Source organism: Halorubrum sp. AJ67 (genome assembly GCF_000513435.1).
The window spans coordinates 27,949-29,188 of the sequence record NZ_CBVY010000025.1 but is presented as its reverse complement, the minus strand read 5'-3'; the positions used below and the strand labels follow the sequence as shown (position 1 = coordinate 29,188).

The following is a 1,240-nucleotide window of genomic DNA, read 5'->3' as shown; positions in this document are numbered from 1 at the left end:
GAGTACCCCGCGGTCGGCGTCGTCCGTGAAGTCCGACTCACGACCCGCAAGAAGGCGGCCTACCGGCGGGCGCTCCGAGCCGCGCGGTCGATCGACGTCCCGCCGCCGCGCGTCGACGACGGTCGCTGCGACTCCTGTGAGTACGCGAGCGAGTGCGGGACGCGGCGACGGAGCCTCCGGTCGCTGCTGGGATGAGCCGCGCCGTCGGTCCTCGGCTCCGGTCGCTACGGCGAAAACGACGCGCCGCAGTCGGTACAGGTGAACCGGAACCGGCCCGCGTCGGTGAGTTCGGTGTCGTGGATGCGCTCGCCGCCGCACTCGCGACACTCGACGATCGACTCGATCTCCTCGAAGTCGTGGCGCGCGCCGGGCGCGCCGACCGCCCACGCGACGACCTCCTCGCCGGCGTCCTCGGGGACGAACCCGGACTGGAACTCGCCGGGCGCGAAGCGGATCAGCTCTCCGGGGCCGACCTCAACGCGCTCGCGCTCGCGGCCGACCTCGAAGGTGGCGGTCCCCGAGAGGACGTAGAAGATCTCCTCCTGGTCGCCGTGGGTGTGGAGGCCGCCGGAGAACGCGTCGCCGGGCGCGAGTTCGAAGTAGTTCATCGCGACGTGCTCGGTGCCGAGCGCGCGCGAGACCGGCTTCCGGAGGTCGTGGACGCCCATCGGGTTCGTGACGACGTCGACGTCGTCGATCGCGACTCGCTCCATACGGGCCGGTCGGCGGGCGACTCCCTAACGCTGGCGGCGGTCACGCCGGGCGTACTGATTGGCCGGACGCACCCGACGTGTCGGCCGAGCCGGACGCGCCGCCGAGGGATCGTCGGTTCGACCCCGCGTTCGGCGACGATCGCTCGGCCATTCCTGACGCGACCCGGCAGTTTATACGTGTGACCGTCGTTCGCATGGGTACGAATGACGCGAGACACTCGCGATCGTTCGGAGGATAGAGGAAGTCGCCTCGCGGCGGCTGGCCGCGAAATTCTCCGACGATAACGACTCCGGGGCACGACCGCCCCGCGGCGGCACCGACCCCCAGACCACCGACGAGCCGACGGACTCCCTTTTGACCCGAACACCACTCACCGACCTCGACGAGGTACAGCTACTCGACACCACCCTCCGCGACGGCGAACAGATGCCGGGCGTCTCGCTGTCGCCCGGCGAGAAGGTCGACGTCGCCCGCGAACTCGACGCCGCCGGCGTCCACCTGATCGAGGCCGGCTCGGCGTGCACCT

At 70.8% G+C, this 1,240-nt stretch carries 1 protein-coding gene and 2 pseudogenes; 2 read left to right on the top strand and 1 reads right to left on the bottom strand.

Annotation, left to right across the window (positions count from 1 at the left end; genetic code table 11):
* A pseudogene (locus BN903_RS18240) lies at positions 1-195 on the top strand (hypothetical protein); the annotation flags it as partial.
* Positions 196-224: 29 nt separating this feature from the next.
* Here the strand turns inward: BN903_RS18240 and BN903_RS14275 are convergent.
* Positions 225-713 (bottom strand): cupin domain-containing protein, encoded by a 489-nt coding sequence (locus BN903_RS14275; RefSeq protein WP_048078361.1) that lies wholly within the window; start codon positions 711-713, stop codon positions 225-227.
* 223 nt (positions 714-936) lie between these two features.
* On the opposite strand from BN903_RS14275, the pseudogene BN903_RS18235 reads away from it, so the two are divergent.
* Positions 937-1,240 (top strand): annotated as a pseudogene (locus BN903_RS18235) (2-isopropylmalate synthase); the annotation flags it as partial.